Origin of the sequence: Novosphingobium sp. (assembly GCF_031424035.1) — a bacterium.
GTDB lineage: Bacteria > Pseudomonadota > Alphaproteobacteria > Sphingomonadales > Sphingomonadaceae > Novosphingobium.
Genome location: NZ_JANPGP010000145.1, coordinates 1 through 17400, shown reverse-complemented (window position 1 = coordinate 17400; position 17400 = coordinate 1). Strand labels below are relative to the sequence as shown.

General features: G+C 64.2%; 19 protein-coding genes, 1 pseudogene and 2 riboswitches. Of the genes and pseudogenes, 14 read left to right on the top strand and 6 right to left on the bottom strand.

All coding sequences use genetic code 11. The features are described from left to right. Window positions 1-34 precede the first annotated feature (34 nt). From RMO89_RS19835 to RMO89_RS19785, 11 genes are all read left to right on the top strand, one after another. Entirely contained in the window at window positions 35-319 is a 285-nt protein-coding gene (locus tag RMO89_RS19835) for an NAD(P) transhydrogenase subunit alpha (protein WP_264416444.1), read from the top strand. Then, entirely contained in the window at window positions 319-1731 is a 1413-nt protein-coding gene (locus RMO89_RS19830) for an NAD(P)(+) transhydrogenase (Re/Si-specific) subunit beta (RefSeq protein ID WP_310535346.1), read from the top strand. The genes RMO89_RS19835 and RMO89_RS19830 overlap by 1 nt, the downstream gene beginning before the upstream one ends. Further along, the gene (locus tag RMO89_RS19825; protein WP_310535345.1) at window positions 1731-2060 is read left to right on the top strand and encodes a hypothetical protein; all 330 of its coding nucleotides are present in this window, start codon (window positions 1731-1733) and stop codon (window positions 2058-2060) included. Before RMO89_RS19830 ends, RMO89_RS19825 begins: the two co-directional genes overlap by 1 nt. Before the next feature lie 113 nt (window positions 2061-2173). Further along, complete coding sequence (locus RMO89_RS19820) at window positions 2174-2881, top strand: amino acid racemase (protein ID WP_310535344.1); 708 nt, start codon at window positions 2174-2176, stop codon at window positions 2879-2881. Then, window positions 2829-4055, top strand: a complete 1227-nt coding sequence (locus tag RMO89_RS19815; RefSeq protein WP_310535343.1) for a deoxyguanosinetriphosphate triphosphohydrolase — start codon at window positions 2829-2831, stop codon at window positions 4053-4055. Before RMO89_RS19820 ends, RMO89_RS19815 begins: the two co-directional genes overlap by 53 nt. After that, window positions 4048-4785 (top strand): NAD(P)H-binding protein, encoded by a 738-nt coding sequence (locus RMO89_RS19810; RefSeq protein WP_310535342.1) that lies wholly within the window; start codon window positions 4048-4050, stop codon window positions 4783-4785. The genes RMO89_RS19815 and RMO89_RS19810 overlap by 8 nt, the downstream gene beginning before the upstream one ends. A 51-nt stretch (window positions 4786-4836) precedes the next feature. After that, a riboswitch (glycine riboswitch) is annotated at window positions 4837-4957 on the top strand. After that, window positions 4958-5041, top strand: a riboswitch (glycine riboswitch). 34 nt (window positions 5042-5075) lie between these two features. Beyond that, window positions 5076-6215: a glycine cleavage system aminomethyltransferase GcvT gene (gcvT, locus tag RMO89_RS19805; RefSeq protein WP_310535341.1), complete on the top strand. Its 1140-nt coding sequence runs from the start codon at window positions 5076-5078 to the stop codon at window positions 6213-6215. 2 nt (window positions 6216-6217) lie between these two features. Further along, entirely contained in the window at window positions 6218-6589 is a 372-nt protein-coding gene (gene gcvH / locus RMO89_RS19800; RefSeq protein ID WP_310535340.1) for a glycine cleavage system protein GcvH, read from the top strand. Between the two features lie 104 nt (window positions 6590-6693). Further along, complete coding sequence (gcvPA, locus tag RMO89_RS19795; protein ID WP_310535339.1) at window positions 6694-8064, top strand: aminomethyl-transferring glycine dehydrogenase subunit GcvPA; 1371 nt, start codon at window positions 6694-6696, stop codon at window positions 8062-8064. Continuing rightward, entirely contained in the window at window positions 8061-9638 is a 1578-nt protein-coding gene (gene gcvPB / locus RMO89_RS19790; protein WP_310535337.1) for an aminomethyl-transferring glycine dehydrogenase subunit GcvPB, read from the top strand. Before gcvPA ends, gcvPB begins: the two co-directional genes overlap by 4 nt. Window positions 9639-9696: 58 nt before the next feature. Beyond that, window positions 9697-10140 (top strand): DUF1453 domain-containing protein, encoded by a 444-nt coding sequence (locus tag RMO89_RS19785; RefSeq protein ID WP_409035587.1) that lies wholly within the window; start codon window positions 9697-9699, stop codon window positions 10138-10140. A 3-nt stretch (window positions 10141-10143) separates the two neighbouring features. Here RMO89_RS19785 and RMO89_RS19780 read toward each other — a convergent pair whose 3' ends face one another. Both RMO89_RS19780 and RMO89_RS19775 read right to left on the bottom strand, forming a co-directional pair. Next, a complete protein-coding gene (locus tag RMO89_RS19780; RefSeq protein WP_310535334.1) occupies window positions 10144-10278 on the bottom strand; it encodes an Entericidin EcnA/B family protein in 135 nt (44 codons plus the stop codon). Between the two features lie 94 nt (window positions 10279-10372). Next, a complete protein-coding gene (locus tag RMO89_RS19775; protein WP_310535333.1) occupies window positions 10373-11296 on the bottom strand; it encodes a DMT family transporter in 924 nt (307 codons plus the stop codon). A gap of 80 nt (window positions 11297-11376) precedes the next feature. Here RMO89_RS19775 and RMO89_RS19770 point away from each other — a divergent pair, with 80 nt between their 5' ends. Beyond that, window positions 11377-11601: a hypothetical protein gene (locus RMO89_RS19770; RefSeq protein ID WP_310535332.1), complete on the top strand. Its 225-nt coding sequence runs from the start codon at window positions 11377-11379 to the stop codon at window positions 11599-11601. 9 nt (window positions 11602-11610) lie between these two features. On the opposite strand, the gene RMO89_RS19765 is transcribed toward RMO89_RS19770, so the two are convergent. After that, complete coding sequence (locus RMO89_RS19765; RefSeq protein WP_310535331.1) at window positions 11611-13170, bottom strand: CpaF family protein; 1560 nt, start codon at window positions 13168-13170, stop codon at window positions 11611-11613. 184 nt (window positions 13171-13354) lie between these two features. Here RMO89_RS19765 and RMO89_RS19760 point away from each other — a divergent pair, with 184 nt between their 5' ends. Both RMO89_RS19760 and RMO89_RS19755 read left to right on the top strand, forming a co-directional pair. Further along, window positions 13355-14278, top strand: coding sequence for a DMT family transporter (locus RMO89_RS19760; protein WP_310535330.1), 924 nt, complete (start codon window positions 13355-13357; stop codon window positions 14276-14278). A 58-nt stretch (window positions 14279-14336) separates the two neighbouring features. Next, window positions 14337-14828, top strand: coding sequence for a DUF6265 family protein (locus RMO89_RS19755; protein WP_310535328.1), 492 nt, complete (start codon window positions 14337-14339; stop codon window positions 14826-14828). Here the strand turns inward: RMO89_RS19755 and RMO89_RS19750 are convergent. The 3 genes and pseudogenes from RMO89_RS19750 to RMO89_RS19740 form a co-directional block, all read right to left on the bottom strand. Beyond that, window positions 14776-16284, bottom strand: coding sequence for a hypothetical protein (locus RMO89_RS19750; protein WP_310535327.1), 1509 nt, complete (start codon window positions 16282-16284; stop codon window positions 14776-14778). The two genes, RMO89_RS19755 and RMO89_RS19750, sit on opposite strands and share 53 nt — an antisense overlap. A gap of 171 nt (window positions 16285-16455) precedes the next feature. Then, window positions 16456-16713, bottom strand: coding sequence for an ATP synthase F1 subunit epsilon (locus tag RMO89_RS19745; RefSeq protein ID WP_310535326.1), 258 nt, complete (start codon window positions 16711-16713; stop codon window positions 16456-16458). A gap of 3 nt (window positions 16714-16716) precedes the next feature. After that, window positions 16717-17400, bottom strand: a pseudogene (locus RMO89_RS19740) (F0F1 ATP synthase subunit beta); the annotation flags it as partial.

Genomic DNA, 17400 nt, shown 5'->3' with positions numbered 1-17400 from the left:
TCGACTTGCCGGACATCCTCAAGGACCGCAGATAATGGACTTCATCTCAATCCTCTCGATCTTCGTGATGGCCTGCTTCGTGGGCTATTACGTCGTCTGGTCGGTCACCCCGGCGCTGCATACGCCGCTGATGGCGGTGACCAACGCAATCTCCTCGGTGATCGTCGTCGGCGCGCTGATTGCCAGCGCGGCTGCAGGTAGCGCGACGAGCAAGTGGCTAGGGCTGCTGGCGGTGGTGCTGGCGAGCGTGAACATCTTCGGCGGGTTCGCCGTGACGGCCAGAATGCTCGCGATGTACAAGAAGAAGGAGAAGAAGTGATGGAACACGTCGCTACTCCTTCGTGGGCGATGCTCGCCTACCTGATCTCGGGCGTGCTGTTCATCCTCGCGCTGCGCGGGCTGTCGTCACCGGCGACGAGCCGCACCGGCAACCGTATGGGCATGATCGGCATGACGATTGCGGTCGCTACCACGCTGGTGACGCATGAAGTTGCCAGCTTGCCTGAAATCGTCGCCGCCATCGCCATCGGCGGTGCCATCGGCTGGGTCACCGCGCGCAAGATCGCCATGACGGACATGCCGCAACTGGTCGCGGCGTTCCACAGCCTCGTCGGCCTAGCCGCCGTGCTGGTCGGATGGGCGGCCTATCTCAACCCGATCGCCTTCGGCATTGCCGATGCGGACGGCGCGATCCATCTGCAGAGCCGGATCGAGCTTGGGCTCGGCATCGCCATCGGTGCCATTACCTTCAGCGGTTCGGTAATCGCCTTCCTCAAACTCGCCGGCAAAATGTCGGGCGCGCCGATCATGCTGCCCGGGCGGCACGTGATCAACCTTGGCACCATCGTCGCCATCCTTGGCCTGACGGCGTACTTTACGCAGGATCAGGGCCTGTGGGTGATCGCGACGATCACCGCGCTCAGCTTCATCATCGGCTTCCTGCTGATCATCCCGATCGGCGGCGCGGACATGCCGGTCGTGGTCTCGATGCTCAACTCGTACTCGGGCTGGGCAGCCGCCGCGATGGGCTTCACGCTGCACAACACGGCGATGATCATCACCGGCGCGCTGGTCGGTTCGTCGGGTGCGATCCTGTCCTACATCATGTGCAAGGCGATGAACCGCAGCTTCATCTCGGTCATCGCCGGCGGCTTTGGCGCCGATGCCGGCCCGGCCGGCGGCGAGGCGAAAGAGCAACGCCCGTGGAAGCGCGGCTCGGCCGAAGACGCCGCTTACATGTTGGGTGAGGCCGAGAAGGTCATCATCATCCCCGGCTATGGCATGGCGGTTTCGCAGGCCCAGCACGCGCTGCGCGAAATGGGTGACCTGCTGAAGGCCAAGGGCGTCGAAGTGAAGTACGCGATCCACCCGGTCGCAGGCCGCATGCCCGGGCACATGAACGTGCTGCTGGCCGAAGCCAACGTGCCCTATGACGAAGTGTTCGAACTGGAGGACATCAACTCCGAATTCGCCACCGCCGACGTCGCCTTTATCATTGGCGCGAACGACGTGGTCAATCCGGCAGCGAAGACCGACAAGTCCTCGCCGATCTACGGCATGCCCGTGTTCGATGTCGACAAGGCCAAGCAGGTGTTCTTCATCAAGCGTTCGATGGGCGGCGTGGGCTATGCTGGCGTCGATAACGACGTGTTCTACATGGACCAGACGATGATGCTCCTCGCCGATGCCAAGAAGATGGTCGAGGACATCAACAAGGGCTTGTCGCACTGATGGTCAAGCGCGCCGCCGCCCTGTCCACCTTCGCGGCGATCTTCGTGCTTTCCGGCTGCGTGCAGGACATCAAGGCCAGCCGCGTCAAGAGCGCGCTGATGGACGGCGGGCTTTCGGAATCGCTCGCCGGTTGCATGGCGCAGCGCATGGCTGGCAAGCTGACGATCCACCAGCTCAAGGAACTGCAGCGCCTCAACGCCGCGCCGCGCAGGACGATCAGCGAATTTGTTGCCGCGCTGCGCAAGAACGGCGATGCCGATGCCATCGAAGTGACGCTCAGCTCTGCGGCGCTGTGCAAGACTGGCTGGATCAGCGAGAAAAAGCGTTAAGACGGGCCGCTGGGTCGGTGGACGACCCGTCTGCGCGGGTGGACGCTTCGCCCCGCATTGCCTAATGGCCGCTCCAAACGGGGGCCTGTTCCATCCCTCAAGGAGAATCGGCGTTGCGCAAACTCGGCCTTATTGGCGGCATGTCGTGGTATTCGACGCGCACCTATTATGAACACATCAACCGGCTGGTGCAGAGGCGCGTCGGACAGCGCCATTCCGCGCCGTTGCTGATCGAAAGCCTCGACTTTCAGGACTTGCAGCGGCTTTCGACTGCGGACGAATGGAAAGAAGCGGCCAAGACGCTCGCCCAGTCGGCCAAACGGCTGGAAAAGGCCGGGGCTACCGCGATCATCATCGGCGCCAATTCGATGCACAAGGTTCACGCCGATGTGCAGAAGGCGGTCGACGTGCCGGTGATCCACATCGCCGAATGCGTGGCGGAGCGCGTCGCGCAGGACAAGCGCCGCAAGGTCGCGCTGATCGGCACGCGCAACGTGATGCTGGAGAGCTTTTACCGCCAGAAGCTGATCGAGCGCGATATCGAACTGCTGCCGCCCGAAATGGCCTTCGTCGATTCGCTCGACCGGATCATCTATAACGAGCTGCTGCTGGGCAAGGTCAGCCGCCAAGCCGAGCGCGAGCTCAAGACGATCCTGACAAATCTTGGCCAGGATGGCGCGCAGGCGGTGGTTCTCGGCTGCACCGAGCTGGAAATGCTCGTCGATGTCGATGCCTCGGTCCTGCCGGTCTACGACTGCACCCGCATCCATGCCGAGGCTGCAGCCGAGTGGATCCTGGGCGAAGCGACACCGGGGGAGTGAGCTCCTGACCCAACATTTCCGCGCGCCCTATGCCAGCGATCCGGCGCAAAGCCGGGGGCGCGAATTTGTATCGTCCGACGGTCTGGCGCGGGGCCCTCGCGGCCCGTTCCAGCGCGACCGCGACCGCATTATCCATTCGATCGCGTTTCGCCGGCTGCGCCACAAGACGCAGGTGTTCATCGCACCTGACGGCGATCACTATCGCGTGCGGCTCACGCACAGCCTTGAAGTCGCGCAGATCGGCCGGACGATCGCGCGCATGCTGGGCGTGGACGAGGACCTGACCGAGGCGCTGTGCCTTGCCCATGACATCGGCCACCCGCCGTTCGGTCATTCGGGCGAGGACGCGCTGAGCGAGGCACTCAGCGCGCAGGGCGGGTTCGATCACAACGCGCATTGCCTGCGCACGCTGATGCGGCTGGAAAGCCCGTACTGCGAGTTCGACGGGCTGAACCTCACGTGGGAACTGCTCGAAGGCCTCGCCAAGCACAACGGTCCGGTGACCGATCCCAACTGGGCGCTGGCCGAGCTTGATGCGGCCTATCCGCTCGGACTGGGCGACTGGTGCGGGCTTGAGGGCCAGGTTGCGGCGCTGGCTGATGACATAGCCTATGACAACCATGACATCGACGACGGTCTGCGCGCGGGTTTCCTCGATCTGGAGGACCTGCTGACACTGGACTTCGTGGCCGATCACTGGCGCGAAGTGGAGCGGCGCTATCCGCTGGCCCCGCGCGATCGGCAGTTGCGCGAACTGGTGCGCAGCCAGATCGGCTGGATGGTCAATGATCTGATCGCGCAGACGCAACATAATGTAAAAGGGCTTGAATCCGCCGATGCTGTCCGCAAGGCAGGGCGCATGGTAGCAAGTTTCTCACCCGACGTCGCAACGCAGGAGCGGCGACTGAAAGCCTTCATGTACGAACGCCTCTATTATCACCCCGACCAGATCGAAACCGCCGCCCGCGCCAAGCAGGTGACCGCGGGCCTCATCGCCGCTTATCGCGATCATCCGGCGCTGATGGGCAAGGACTGGGGGACACGCGGGCACGAGGCCGAGCCTGACCGCAGCCGGCACATCGCTGACTATATTGCCGGGATGACTGACCGCTTTGCCATCTCTGCCTATGCCCGCATCTTCGGTGAAGCGCCGGAGGGCCTGTCCAATGTCTAGGCCAGTGCGCATCTGCCTGGTCGGCGCGACCGGGCTTGTCGGCACGGCGCTGATCGAGGCCTGCGTCGGGCGCGGCGATGTGAAACTGGTCGCCGTGTCGCGTAACGAAGCCGAATTGCCCAAGGGCGCGCGTATGGAAGTGCTGCTTGCCCCAACGACGGGCTGGGAAGACGCCATCGCCGCCGCCCAGCCGGACGTGCTGGTGATCGCGCTGGGCACGACATGGAAGCAAGCGGGCAAGAGCGAGGCGCAGTTCCGGCTGGTTGACGAACGGCTGGTGCTCGATTGCGCCAAATGGGGCCTTGCAGCCGGTGCGAAGCATTTGATCATCGTGTCCTCGGTGGGCGCGAACCGCCACGCCAAACAGCTTTATCTGCGAGTGAAGGGCGAGGTGGAGGACGCGCTGGTCAAGGTCGCCTATGGCCGCATCGATGTACTGCGCCCCGGCCTGCTGATTGGCCCGCGCAAACAGCGCCGCCCGTTCGAATGGCTGGCGCAGGTGGCCAGCCCGCTGATCGACCTTTTTCTGCGCGGCAAGTACCGGCAGTACCGCTCGATCCATGCCGAAGTGATGGCCCAGTCCATGCTGGCACTGGCGCATCAGAAGTCGCGCGGGCGCTTCGTCTATGAACACGACGAGATCCTGCGCGCGATCCGACGGCAGGCGCTCGAACAGAGTGTGCGGCGCGCGGTGCACACCGGCGCGCCGAGCCCGGGTACTGTGGAATAGGGCACGGCGCGGTTGACTCCGCCCGCCAGCGCCGCCAATCGACGAACAGTCGCTGGCTGCGCGGGAGAGATCTCGTGATTCGGGTCCCTTCGCTGAGATGGGAACCGGATTTTGGGACGCCGAAGGAGCAACCGCCCCGGAAACTCTCAGGCAAATGGACCGTGCCGGCCAATAGCGACGCTCTGGAAAGAGGTGCGTGCAAATCGCATCCGCCGAAGGGGTAATGCTCTCAGGCTTCCGTGACAGAGGGGGCACCTGAACTGGTGTGCTGACTGTTGCGGAGTTGTGTCTTGAGCGAATCCAACGATAATCTCGATGAGCTTGAGCCCGAAGTGCTCACCCTGCCGCTCGATGCCTGGCATCGGCAGCGCGGCGGCCGCATGGTGGAGTTCGCCGGCTACTGGATGCCGGTGCAGTACGAAGGCATCATCGCCGAACACCTTTGGACGCGCGAGAACGCCGGCCTGTTCGACGTTTCCCACATGGGCCAGCTCTACATCAGCGGAGAAGGCGTGGAGGCGGCGCTGGAAGCCGTACTGCCGATCGACCTGGCAACGCTGAAGCTGGGGTCGGTGCGCTATTCGCTGCTGCTCGATGAAAACGGCGGCGTGCTCGATGACCTGATGGTCACGCGCTGGGGCACCGGCTTCTATCTGGTCGTCAATGGCGCGACCAAGTGGGACGATATTGCCCACTTGCGCGAACAACTGCCCGACGAAGTGACGATCAACCATCTCGACGATACGGCGCTGCTGGCCCTGCAGGGCCCGCAGGCCTTCGCCGCGCTCGAACCGCTGGTCACGGGCGAAACGCCGCTGTTCGCGCTGACCTTCATGAAGGGCGCAGCGTTCAAGCTGGGCGGCGTCGATGCGTGGATCAGCCGCTCGGGCTATACTGGCGAGGACGGCTTCGAAATCTCGATCCCGGCGGAAAATGCCGCGCAGATCGCAGAACTGATCTGCGGCCAGCCACAGGTCAAGCCGATTGCGCTGGGCGCGCGCGACAGCCTGCGGCTTGAAGCCGGACTGCCGCTTTACGGGCATGACATGGATACCGAGATTGATCCGGTCAGCGCCGACCTGACCTTCGGCATCAACAAGCGCCGCCGTACTGAAGGCGGCTTCATCGGTGCGGAGCACGTGTTCAAGGTGCTGGCCGTCGGCCCGGCTCAGAAACGCGTGGGCCTGACGCTCGATGGCCGTCAGGCAGCTCGCGAGGGTGCCTTGGTGTTCAGTGGCGACAAGCAGGTTGGCCGCGTCACCTCTGGTGGCTTCTCGCCCAGCCTCGAACGCCCGATTGCCATGGCCTATGTCGATGCCGATCTGGCTGCCCCCGGCACCGCGCTTGAAATCGATGTGCGCGGTAAGCGCCTTACTGCCGCTGTCACCCCAATGCCCTTTGTACCCCACCGCTATTTCCGAGGAGCCTGATCATGCCCCGCTATTTCACCCAGGACCACGAATGGATCGACGTTGACGGCGATGCCGGCACCGTTGGCATTACCGACTACGCACAGGGCCAGCTTGGCGACATTACCTTTGTCGAACTGCCCGATGAAGGCGCGAGCTTCGGCAAGGGCGACAGCGCCTGCGTCGTCGATTCGGTCAAGGCCGCGAGCGACGTCTACACGCCGGTTTCCGGCACCGTGACCGAGGCCAATGCCGCGCTCGGCGATGCCCCCGAACTGGTCAACACCGATGCCGAAAGCGGCGGCTGGCTGTTTCGCATCACCCTGTCCGACGCTGCCGAACTGGACAGCCTGATGGACGCGGACGGCTATCAGGACTTCATCAAGGGGCTGTGATCGGCGCGTCGTCCCGGGCTTCGACCCGGGACCGCTGGCCAGATCAAACCTACCTCAATACCCGGCGGCCAGCGGTCCCGGGTCACGCCCGGGACGACGATTAGATGCGATATCTCCCCCTGACCCCCGCCGAACGCGCCGACATGCTCGGCGTCATCGGCGTGGATACCGTCGATGCGCTGTTCGAGGATGTGCCCGCAGCGGCGCGGCTGCCCGGACCGGTTCCCGGCCTGCCGATGCACGCCAGCGAAATGGCGGTTGATCGCCATATGTCGGCGCTCGCGGCAAAGAACCTTGCCGCCGGAGCTGCACCGTTCTTCCTCGGCGCAGGGGCCTATCGCCATCACATTCCCGCTTCGGTCGATCACCTGATCCAGCGCGGCGAATTTCTCACCGCCTATACACCGTATCAGCCGGAAATCGCGCAAGGCACGCTGCAGGTGCTGTTCGAATTCCAGACGCAGGTGGCGCGGCTGCTCGGCACCGATGTCGCCAATGCCTCGATGTACGATGGCTCGACGGGCTGCTGGGAAGCCGTGGTCATGGCCGGGCGCGTAACGCGGCGGAAGAAGGCGGTGATCTCGGGCGGGCTCCACGCGCATTACGTCGCGACGTGCCAGACCATGGCGAAGTTCACCGGCGACGAGCTGGTAGTGAACGCTCCCGAATTGTCGGCGGAACCGGACGATGCGGCGGTGATCGCGGCCATCGACGGCGAAACTTCGTGCGTCATCGTCCAGTACCCCGACATGCTTGGTCGCATTCCTGATCTGGAGGCAATTGCCGCCGCCGCTCAGGCACACGGCGCACTGGTCATCGTGGTGGTGACCGAGCCGGTGGCGCTCGGTCTGATCGAGGCGCCGGGCCACATCGGCGCGGATATCGTCGTGGGCGAAGGCCAGTCGATCGGCGTCGGGCTCAACTTCGGCGGGCCCTACCTTGGCCTGTTCGGCTGCCGTGAGAAGTACCTGCGCCAGATGCCGGGTCGCCTCTGCGGCCAGACCGTCGATGCCGAAGGGCGGCGCGGTTTCGTGCTGACGCTGTCGACGCGCGAACAGCACATCAGGCGCGAGAAGGCGACGAGCAACATCTGCACCAATTCCGGCCTCTGCGCGCTGGCGTTCTCCATCCACATGACGCTGCTTGGCGGGGAAGGGCTGGCCAAGCTGTCCCGCATCAACCACCAGGCAGCGCGCCGCACGGCCGATGCTCTGGCGGCGATCCCGGGCGTTTCAGTGCTCAATGATGCTTACGTCAACGAATTCACCGTCGTCCTGCCGCGCGAGGCGCGCGAGGTTGTGCGCGAACTGGCGGACCGGGGCGTTCTGGGCGGTGTGCCGCTCGGCCGGCTATATCCGGGCAATGATGCGCTCGCGAAGGGCCTGCTGGTCTGCGCCAGCGAACTGACCACTGATGCCGATATTGCCGCCTTCGCCTCAGCGCTGAGCGAAGTCCTTGAAGGAGTCCCCGCATGAACGCTCCCAACGCTTCCGGCTGGCGGCCCGCGATGGGCGAGGCAGGCGATCACGAGCTTTCCCTCGCCACCGCCAGCGGCGACAAGGGCCTCGCGCTTGAGGAAAAGTTGATCTTCGAACTGGGCCGCCCCGGCACTTGCGGCGTGGACATGGACGAGCCGGCGGGCGCAGTCGTGCCCGGTCTGTCCCGGTTTCTGCGCAAGGCCGCGCCGGCACTTCCCGGCCTTTCCGAGCCCGAAACGGTGCGCCACTATACGCGCCTTTCCCGCCAGAACTACGCGATCGACCTAGGGCCGTTCCCGCTGGGATCGTGCACGATGAAGCACAACCCGCGCCTTAATGAAAAGGTCGCGCGGTTCCCCGGTTTTGCCGACGTTCACCCGCTTGCACCGCAGCGCACCGTGCGCGGGGCCTATGAAGTCATCAACGAATTGGCCCATTGGCTGATCGAACTGACCGGGATGCACGGCGTTGCCATGACGCCCAAGGCAGGCGCGCATGGCGAACTATGCGGGCTGCTTTGCATCAAGGCCGCGATTGAGGCGCGGGGCGAGGATCGCAAGATTATCCTCGTCCCTGAATCTGCCCACGGCACCAATCCGGCGACCGCCGCTTTTGCGGGCTTCGGGGTGGAGAACATTCCTGCGAACGCCGATGGCCGGGTCGATCTCGATGCGCTGCTGGCTCGGCTGGGGCCGGACGTGGCAGGGGTGATGATCACCAATCCCAACACCTGCGGCCTGTTTGAGCGCGACATGAAGGCGATCTCCGACGCGGTCCATGCAGCCGGCGGCTATGTCTATTGCGATGGCGCGAACTTCAACGCCGTCGTCGGCAAGGTGCGCCCCGGCGACCTTGGCATCGATGCCATGCACATCAACCTGCACAAGACCTTTTCCACCCCGCACGGCGGCGGCGGTCCGGGTTCGGGGCCGGTGGTGCTGTCGGAAGCACTCTCGCCGTTTGGCCCGCTGCCCTTCACCGCGAAGGACAAGGACGGGGTGGTCCACCTCGTCGAGGAAGAGGACGCCGTTGCCTATGGCCACAGCCAGTCGTTCGGGCGCATGGCCGCGTTCCACGGCCAGATGGGCATGTTCACCCGCGCGCTGACTTATATGCTCAGCCACGGCGCCGACGGTCTGCGTCAGGTTGCCGAAGACGCTGTGCTCAACGCCAACTATGTGCTGCGTAGCCTTGAGGACGTGCTGAGCGCGCCCTTTGCCAAGGCGGGTCCGTGCATGCACGAAGCGATGTTCAGCGACGATGGCCTGCCGGATGGCTTCACCACGCTCGACATCGCCAAGGGCCTGATCGACGAGGGCTTCCACCCGATGACGGTATATTTCCCGCTGGTGGTCCACGGCGCGATGCTGGTCGAGCCGACCGAGACCGAGAGCAAGGACGGGCTTGACCGCTTCATCACCTCGATGCGCAGCCTGGCCGCGCGGGCGCGCAATTCTGATCCGTCGCTCAAGACTGCACCGCACCACGCACCGCGTCGCCGGCTTGACGAAACGCAGGCCGCGCGCAAACCTGTGCTGACGTGGAAAGAGGCAGCAGCGGAGACAGCCTGAAATGCAGCAAGGGGGGTGGCTTCAGACGGTCCTGCCGTTCGCGATCATTGCGTTCGTCATGTTTCGCCGCTGGCGCAATATCGACAAGCCGGTCGCACTGCGGACGGGGCGGATGTGGATCATGCCGGCCATTCTGACGGCGCTGATCGGGGCCATGCTTTATGCCATGCCGCCCGCGCCGATGGGCTGGGGAGTCTTCGTTCTGGGTGTGGTGATCGGCGGCGCCGTTGGCTGGCAGCGTGCGCGGCTGATGCGGTTCCATCTCGACGAAGAAACCGGCGCGGTCACGGTCCGCCAGTCGCCGCTGGCGTTCCTGTTCATCGTCGCACTGTTTCTGGCGCGGCGGTTGCTTATTCCCGGGCGTGAAGCGCAGGCTGCCGGACAGGTGGCGTCAGCGGGCTTGCCGCTCGTCACCGATGCGCTGCTGGGCTTCGCGCTCGGCATGATCGTGGGCATGCGGATCGAAATGTGGCGACGCGCAAAGGCCTTGCGCGCCGCCTGATATTTACTTGTTGATTGCTTCCTTGGTCGATTCCGAAGCGGATTGCAGGTCCTTACCCGCACCCGCGACCGTGTTGCAGGCGCTGAGGCCGAGTACGAGACTGCCGGCGATTGCCGTGAGGAATAGTTTGCGGATCATTGGGTGAACTCCTGTTGTGGGCTCAACCTGCCTAACGCGCGAACCTCGCCCCGCGATGAACCGGCACCTTCGGTTCGTCGCCTGCCGGCAACGCCTAGTCGTTGACTTGCTGGATCGAGACTTCCCGCCGGCGCTTGCGGGCCAGAACCTGTTCACGAAAGGCGATGATTGCGCCTGCCGCGATGATCAGCGGCGCGCCGAACCACAGCGCCTGCGTGGGCAATTTGTCCCATACCAGCCAGCCATAGCCGGTCGCCCAGATCAGCTGGGTATAGTCCACCACGATCACGCTGGCGACCGAACCGTGGCGCAGCGATGCCGTCATCAGCAGTTGTCCGATGGCTCCGGTCACGCCGAGCGCAATGACCGTCAGCCAGCCGAACAGCGTATGCCCGGTCATGTAGAACGGCATCAGCGGGGCCATCAGCAAAGTACCGAACAGCGAGAACCAGAAGACGATCGTCACTGAACTTTCGCTCTTGGCAAGGTCGCGGATCAGGTAGTTGATCACCGCTACCAGCAAGGCGCCCGTAAGCATCAGCGCAATGCCGAGATGCGAAACCGGCTCACCTCCCGGCTGGGCCACGACGACGACGCCTGCGAAGCCAAGCAGCACGGCTGACCAGCGCCACGGACCGACCTTGTCCTTGAAGAAAAACGCCGCGAGCACCACGGCAAACAGAGGACTGGCAAACGACAATACGGTCGATTCCGCCAGCGGTAGCAGCACGGTGGCCGTGAAAGTCAGGGCCATCGAGGTCATGCCTACCATCGCGCGGGCCGCGTGGCTGCCTATGCGTTTTGTGCCGAATTCGTGGAGCTGGCGGGTCAGCGCCATCCACAGCACAATCACCGGAAGGCAGGCAGCCTGCCGCCAGAACATGATCTCGGGCACCGAAACCCCGCTTTCACCGGCGTATTTGATGATCATGAACATCGTGCCGAACGCAGCCACGGCCGCCACGCGCAGGGCGAGGGCATAGAGTGGGCGTTGCGGGCGTTCCATCACGATAGCCATGGGCTCTGGCCTAAGAGCCTCGCTCTGGCGGCGCAAGCGCGGGCCTTGCCTTTCGCGCATTCAGCGGCCACGGCGCGGGCATGATTTCCGACTGGCTGGACAATGAAACGCTGCGCTGGTTCCTGCTGCCGGGACTTGCGGCGCTGGCGCTGGCGGCGTTCGGATGGTGGCGTGATCGCAAGCGCCGCAACCGCAGCGATCCTGACGCGGTTGGGGTGATCGACTGGACGACGCTGTCCTTCTGGGCCTCGCTGCTCGCCTGCCTGCTGCTTGCCGGTGCGCTACGGGTGTGGATTAAAGGCTAGCGTCTGAAGTTAGAGGCAGGCTTCCAGATAGGCCTGATCGAAGCCGAATTGGCGCGCTTTTTCCAGCGTATAGGGGCGCAGGCCAGAGGCGCGGAATTCGCCGATGATCTTGCCGTCCTCGCTCTCGTCCAGATATTCGAACTTGAACAGGTTCTGGGTGACGATGACATCGCCTTCCATGCCGATCACCTCGGTGATGTCGGTGGTGCGGCGCGAACCGTCGCGCAGGCGCTTTACCTGCACGATCAGGTCGACCGATTCGGCGATCTGGCGGCTAATGGCTTCCTTCGGGATCTTGATGTCGCCCATCAGGATCATGTTTTCCATACGGCCAAGGCATTCGCGCGGGCTGTTGGCGTGAAGCGTGCACATAGAACCGTCGTGGCCGGTGTTCATGGCGGCGAGAAGGTCGAAACACTCCGCACCGCGGATTTCGCCGAGGATGATGCGGTCAGGACGCATACGCAGGGCGTTTTTGACGAGATCGCCGATGGTGATCGCGCCCTGGCCTTCAAGGTTCGGCGGGCGCGTTTCCAGTGGCAGCCAGTGCGGCTGCTGCAGGCGAAGTTCGGCGGCGTCTTCGATCGTCAGCACGCGCTCACCCGGGTCGATCATTTTCGACAGGGCGTTGAGCATAGTCGTTTTACCCGAACCCGTACCGCCCGAGATGACAACGTTCATGCGGCAGGCGCCGGCGATCTTCAGCGCTGTGGCCATCTTGTCGTTCATGGATCCGAAGTCGCGGAGCATGTCGATGGTGATCGGCTTCTCGGAAAACTTACGAATCGAGATCGCGGTGCCGCGCAGTGACAGCGGCGGCACGATAACGTTGACGCGGCTGCCGTCCTTGAGACGGGCGTCGGCCAGCGGCGTGGTCTGGTCGACGCGGCGGCCGACCTGGTTGACGATGCGCTGGGCGATCTGGAACAGGTGCTGTTCGTCGCGGAAACGGATGGTCGAAAGGGTCAGCTTGCCCTTCTTTTCCACGTAGGTCTGGTCGGGGCCGTTGACCATGATGTCCGAGATATCAGGATCGTTGAGCAGTTCTTCCAGCGGGCCAAAGCCCAGAAGTTCGTCGATCAGCACCTTTTCCAGCGCGAACTGTTCGCGGCGGTTGAGCGTGATCTTCAGCTCGGCGAGCACCTCGAGGATGATCGGGCGGAATTCTTCGGACAGCTCGTCCTTGGTCAGCGTGGCCGCCGCTTCGGGATCGACACGTTCAAGCAGGCGCGGCAGCACCTGTTCCTTGATCTTGTGGACCGAGGCTTCGAAGCCTTCGAGCTGATTGTTCGCTTCGACAACGCCATTGGCACGGTCGGCCAGACGGGTCAGCGCGTCGGCCTTCATTGCCGGGCCATCGCTTTTCGCGCCGCTGTCATCAAAGCTGGGAAGCGGCGGGAACTGGTCGCCGCCAGGCATTGCGGCCATGCCGGGGAGAGAGGCTGCGCCCCCCATGCCCGCTTCCGGAGGCGCGCCGGCACCGCTGCGCATAGGCTTGGCCACGCCGAACTGGGGGCGCGCCCCCGGCGACATCGCGCCTACACCACTTTTCCGCCCGAATGCACTCATTGGCCCGCTCATCCTTGTCGCCTGCGCCAGCCTTCCAAGACAGGAAGACGCACCAGGCCGCTACATGGATGCCGTAATATGGTTTAAACTTTGAAAACTTCCTAAATGTCGGCGCAAGAGTTGCACTTTTCTGCCTGCCTCCTGTATTCGCGGGCAATTGACGGGAGCGCGCTCCCCCTTGGGAGTGCCGCCGATTTCTGTCCACTATCCTGCCCATCACTCTGAGCGCATCGCGCCCGAACGCATTGGCTTGGCCTGGGCCCTGATGGGCTTTGCCTGCCTGTCGATGGGCGATGCCGTGATCAAGTCGATCAACGGGGCATGGGCACCCACGGCGATTGCCGCGACGCGCTATGTCCTGGGTGCCGCGGGGCTGGGCGTGCTGCTCGCGCTGCGCGAAGGCCGTGCCGGATTTGCCATGCCCAGCCCGGCGCTGCAATTGCTGCGCGGGTTCGGAGTCAGCATCGCCACAGTAGGTTTCTTTGCTGCTGTCACCTTCATGCCGCTGGCCGAAGCGACATCGATCACCTTCACCAGCCCGATGATCACGGCGCTGCTTTCTGCGCTGTTTCTGGGCGAGCCAGCCCGGCGCGAGACCGTGCTGGCATCCATCGTCGCCTTTGCCGGCACACTGATCGTCCTGCGGCCGAACCTTGCCGAACTGGGCCTAGCCGCGCTGCTGCCGTTGATGAGCGCCGTAGGGATGAGCCTGCTGATGATTGGCAACCGCGCCACCGCCGGCAAGGCCAGCCCGCTGGCATCGCAATTCTTTGTCGCAAGCATAGCCGCACCGCTGCTGGTGGCGGCGACGGTGATCGGCGGCTTCAGTGGGATTCCCCGGCTTGCGCTTGGCATGCCGGACTGGACCATTATCACGCGCTGCGCCCTGGTCGCCTGTTCGGCCAGCTTTGCGCACTGGGCGATCTTCAAGGGCACGGCGAAATCGGGAGCGGCGGCCGTCGCGCCGATGACCTATGTCCAGTTGCTGGTTGCCACGGTGTTGGGCGTGATTTTCTTCGGTGATTGGCCGGACGGGCCGACGCTGCTCGGCTCTGCGCTGATCGTTGCTGCCGGACTGTGGTTGTGGCGCGCCGGATCGCGGCGTTAAGCCGGGGTTTAGCGCGGGTGGGGCAGTGCTATATCCCGACTGAAACCAAGGGGGTTCGATGACGTTCCTGCATTCGATTATTCTGGCCGCCGCGCTGACCATCGGGGGACCCGCGCCCGAGGTGAAGTCCGAGAACGAGGGCCTGCCCGCGTGGCTGGCCGGGTCCTGGGTCATGGAAGATGGCTCGGCCTGGGGCGACGAGGTGTGGATGGCTCCGCGCGGCGGCGTGATGATCGGCATGGCCCGCATGGGCTTTGGTCCGAAGCTGGAGAACTGGGAAGTGACCCGCATCCAGCGCAAGGCCGATGGCCGCATCACCTTTTTCGCCCAGCCATACGGGCGCACGGCCAGCGAATTCCCGGTTGCCGTGCAGAGCGACGACGCGATCGAATTCGCCAACCCGCTCCATGATTACCCGCAGCGCATCCGCTATTGGCGGCAGGGGCAATTGCTGATGGCGGAAATTTCGAAGATCGACGGGTCGAAGGCCGTGCGCTTCAATTACCGTCCGGTCGCGCCGCCGGTGCTGGAGACGCCGCCGAAGGAGTGACGCCCGGCGCTCTGGCCGGCGCATTGCAATCGCCCCAGACGTCGATGCGATAGCTGCGATAGTTTTCGTGATAGTCGCGGGTGAACCAGTGGCGGCAGGTTTTCGCCACGTAACCGCGCACCAGCGGCGCGGTGCGGGCGTTTTCTTCCCACGGCTCCCAGTTGTTGTACGTGACGATCACATCGGGTCGCCATGCCAGGTTGCGCTGCACTTCGGCGGCGGCATCGAATTGGCTGACGCCTTCCTCGGGCGGGAAATAGAGGTGGAAGTTGTTGAGCAGGGGGCTGGGCGGGTAGCTGTGCAGCATGGCGTAGAGCCAGACTGGGCCTTCATAGACGAACAGGCGTGGGCGGGGGTTGCGGGCGCGGATATCGGCGGCGATGCCTTCCATCGCGGCGCGGGCTTCTGCGCGTTTGGCGAAGGCGAACATCGGGCTGTTGGCGGCGAAGACCAACGCAGCGGCAGCAGCGGCACCAAGGCCCACCGCGCCCCGGTTGAACAGTGCCGCGCTCGCCACGGACAGCGGCACCAATACGGGCAGCAGGTAGTGTTCGTAGAAATTGGGGACGAGGACGAAGCCCAGCAGCGCCGCCGCGATCCAGCAGCTGATGAACGCGCGCGGGGTGCGGCGCTCGGCCAGCACCAGCCCGGCAATCGCGCCGAGCAGTAGCGGCGAGGACAGCTTGGCCAGCGCGCCGATCCGCACCCAGTGGTCGCCAACGGGATTGTAGGCCTTGCGCAGGTTCGAAGTGACCATCGCCTGCCAGAAGGCATCGAAGTGGCCGGCGGCAGCGTAGAATGCTGCGAACAGCGCGAAGGGCAGGGCGCCGGCAAGCGCGAGCAGCAGACCGCGCCGAGCGAGTTGCGCTCCGGTCGCGCCTTCTTGCCGCAGCCGCCACACCGCTGCGAGACCGAGGAACAGCGCTTCGGGCGCGGCGGATTGCTTGTAGGCGATGGCGAGGCCAGCCAGCGCCATCGCCGCCAGCATCTCGCGCCAACGCCCACGCAGCACCATAAGGGCCGCGAGCGCGGTCCACAGGTTGTAGAACACAGGCGACTGCCCGCCTGCACCGCCGAAAAGGGCGAGGCTGAACAGGTAGACGCCCCCCGCCGCCAGCGCGCCTTGCACCCCTGTAAAGCGCAGCGCGATGCGCGCGATGACGAAGGCGGTGGTGCTGGCGAAGGCCCAGGCAGCGATCTGGTAGGCCCATACCGAGGCTGAAACACCTGCGATCAGGTAATAGGTCAGAAACAGCGCCGGGCCTTTGCGGTCCCAGACGTCCACGTAGGGCAGCATCCCGTCATGCATGCGCTGGCCGGCGAGGAAGTAGAACAGTTCGTCCGAGAAGTAGCTGAGATCGCCGAAGACTGACGCGCGGGTGATGAGGCCAACCAGCAGCATCAGGCCAAACTGCGCGGTGGGGCGGTGGAGGAGGGCGAAGCGGGTTTCAGCCATGAATAGCGCAGGTTTAGACCAAGCCCCGGCAAGACCAAGCTTTGCGCAGGCGATTCCCACTATTTTCGCCATTGCCCCCGCCTGCGCGGGAGCGACGGTTGGTGTGGCGAACTCAAACGAAAACGGGGCGGATCGCTCCGCCCCGTTTCAATTCCTGTAAGGAAAGGCGTTTCAGCCTTCGACGTGCTCGGCGAGGACGGTCAGGCCGGCATCGCCAACTTCGGCGAAACCACCCTGAACGCGGATCTCTTCCGGCGCGGCGCCGGCGGTCTTGTAGACCAGCAGCGCGCCATCGCGCACGGTCGACATCACCGGAGCATGGCCTTCCAGCACGCCGAAATCCCCCTCGGTGCCGGGGACGACGACCATGTGGACGTCTTCCGAGCGGACGAGCTTTGCCGGGGTAACGAGTTCGAAGTGCAGCGCCATGTCTTAAGCCTCTTCAGCCAGCTTCTTGGCCTTGGCGATCGCTTCGTCGATGCCGCCGACCATGTAGAAGGCGTTCTCGGGAAGGTGATCGTATTCGCCGTCAACCACAGCCTTGAAGCTTTTCACCGTGTCTTCGATCTGCACGAACTTGCCGGGGATGCCGGTGAAGACTTCGGCGACGTGGAACGGCTGCGACAGGAACTTCTGGATCTTGCGCGCGCGGGCGACGGTGAGCTTATCTTCTTCCGAAAGCTCGTCCATGCCGAGAATGGCGATGATGTCCTGAAGCGACTTGTACTTCTGCAGCGTTTCCTGGACGCGGCGCGAGGTTTCGTAGTGCTCCTGGCCGACAACGGCCGGGGTCAGAACGCGGCTGGTTGAGTCGAGCGGGTCAACCGCCGGGTAAATGCCCAGTTCCGAAATCGCGCGGTTCAGCGTGGTCGTTGCGTCCAAGTGGGCGAACGATGCGGCTGGTGCAGGGTCGGTAAGATCGTCGGCCGGAACGTAGATCGCCTGGACCGAGGTGATCGAACCCTTGTTGGTTGAGGTGATGCGTTCCTGCAGCTGGCCCATGTCGGTCGACAGGGTCGGCTGGTAGCCCACGGCCGAAGGAATACGGCCGAGCAGAGCCGACACTTCCGAACCCGCCTGCGTGAAGCGGAAGATGTTGTCGACGAAGAACAGCAC